Annotated in this window: 3 protein-coding genes and 1 tRNA gene; 2 read left to right on the forward strand and 2 right to left on the reverse strand. The window is 74.8% G+C overall.

Annotated features, from left to right (window positions below; genetic code table 11):
- Nucleotides 1-47 precede the first annotated feature (47 nt).
- Nucleotides 48-488, reverse strand: coding sequence for a GNAT family N-acetyltransferase (locus AC2W7G_RS16195; RefSeq protein ID WP_485869342.1), 441 nt, complete (start codon nucleotides 486-488; stop codon nucleotides 48-50).
- 115 nt (nucleotides 489-603) lie between these two features.
- Nucleotides 604-677 (reverse strand) — tRNA-Ile (locus tag AC2W7G_RS16200).
- Between the two features lie 134 nt (nucleotides 678-811).
- On the opposite strand from AC2W7G_RS16200, the gene AC2W7G_RS16205 reads away from it, so the two are divergent.
- Both AC2W7G_RS16205 and AC2W7G_RS16210 read left to right on the forward strand, forming a co-directional pair.
- Nucleotides 812-1,111: a hypothetical protein gene (locus tag AC2W7G_RS16205; RefSeq protein WP_485869343.1), complete on the forward strand. Its 300-nt coding sequence runs from the start codon at nucleotides 812-814 to the stop codon at nucleotides 1,109-1,111.
- A 47-nt stretch (nucleotides 1,112-1,158) separates the two neighbouring features.
- Complete coding sequence (locus AC2W7G_RS16210; RefSeq protein ID WP_485869344.1) at nucleotides 1,159-1,317, forward strand: hypothetical protein; 159 nt, start codon at nucleotides 1,159-1,161, stop codon at nucleotides 1,315-1,317.
- Nucleotides 1,318-1,443 lie beyond the last annotated feature (126 nt).

A 1,443-nucleotide genomic window follows, 5' to 3' on the forward strand; every position in this document is an offset into this window, starting at 1 on the left:
TGCGTGAGTGCCGTGCGGCGGCCCCAGGGGGCGTCCGGACGGGCGCGTCAGGCGGCGACCCAGGTGGTGCGTGTCGCGACCCGCTCGAACGCGGAGCCACCGTGCCGGTCCGCGCCGTTCGCGACGAGGTGGACGATCGTCCATCCGCGGTCGCGCCGTTCCGCCCGCAGGGCGTCCAGCATGACGTCGGCGACGCCGCCGGACCGGGCCCAGGAGACGACGTACAGGTCGTCCAGGAACCCGCCGGCCGGTGCCGTGAGCGGACGCCCGAACACCCGCAGGTGGGCCAGCCCGACCCGGGTCCCAGCCCACTCGGCCACCACGCCCTCGAGCTCGTGGCGCGGGTCCATGAGCCAGCCCCAGACGACCTCGGCCCGAGCGGCCTGCCGGTCGTGGCCGTGGAACGGGACGTAGTCGCGGTACAGCTGGAGCCAGACGTCGTGGTCGCGCTCCCCCAGCGGCCGGACGTCGATCGTCGCGCGGTGCATGCCTCGACGCTAGGGACGACCGGCGGCGGTCGGAAGGCTCGGGCGACGACCTTGACGCCGTCCTGACGCCGCACCCGGCGTCCTTGACGGCCCGTTGGCGGCGGACCTCCACGAGTAGGGCGGGTGGGGCTCGAACCCACGACCCAAGGATTATGAGTCCTCTGCTCTGACCGGCTGAGCTACCGCCCCGGGGAGCCGGGCGTGCGCCGCGGCTCCGCCCGCAGCCTAGCGAAGCCGGCTCCCGCCGGTGGGCACTCAGGTCGCGCGTCCGGACGCCGATGGAGTCGACGACCACGGATGGGTCGCGCCGACGAGAGGACCTCATGAGCAACGTCAACGCCTTCCTCGCGAACACCCTGCGGACGGAGGCCGGCGACCTGCGACGGCACCTGCACGACGTGGTCGAGCAGGCCCAGCGCGCCCTCACGTCGATGGACGAGGGCGAGCGCATCGGCGACAACCCGGTGCGCAGCGCGCCGTTCGTCTCACGCAGCGCCGCCAAGGTCGAGGCGCTCATGCTGCTGGCCGGCACGAAGGTGCTGCCGATGAAGGACGTCATGGACGCCCTGCAGGGCGACGGCACGGACGTCCGGCGGCCGGTCGAGGTCGACGAACCGGTCTAGGCCGCGCCCTCCCCCGAGGTGCACCCGGGCGCGGGCATGCTGCGGGCATGAGGCCGATCGAGCTCGACGCCGGGGACGTGCGCCTGCGCGGCCTGCTGCACCAGCCGGCCGACCGCACCCGGCCCGTCCCGCTCGTCCTGCTGCCCGGTACGGGCGACACCGCCCGGACGTGGGACGTGGTCGCGCGCGCTGGGCACGGACCGTGACGTGCTGGCGCTGTCGCTGCGCGGGCAGGCGCAGCGACTGGCCCGGGGCCTACAGCGTCGACGTCATGGCCGCCGACTCGAGCGGGCGCTCGACGGGGTGGGGCCGCGGGCCGGTCGACCTCGCCG

The sequence above is a fragment of the Aeromicrobium sp. PFPM2_SD2 genome (assembly GCF_057364525.1).

Excerpts from the sequence above, each read along its gene's own strand:
- AC2W7G_RS16195 (WP_485869342.1), bottom strand. The coding sequence starts at position 488 with ATGCACCGCGCGACGATCGACGTCCGGCCGCTGGGGGAGCGCGACCAC.
- AC2W7G_RS16205 (WP_485869343.1), top strand. The coding sequence starts at position 812 with ATGAGCAACGTCAACGCCTTCCTCGCGAACACCCTGCGGACGGAGGCC.
- AC2W7G_RS16210 (WP_485869344.1), top strand. The coding sequence starts at position 1,159 with ATGAGGCCGATCGAGCTCGACGCCGGGGACGTGCGCCTGCGCGGCCTG.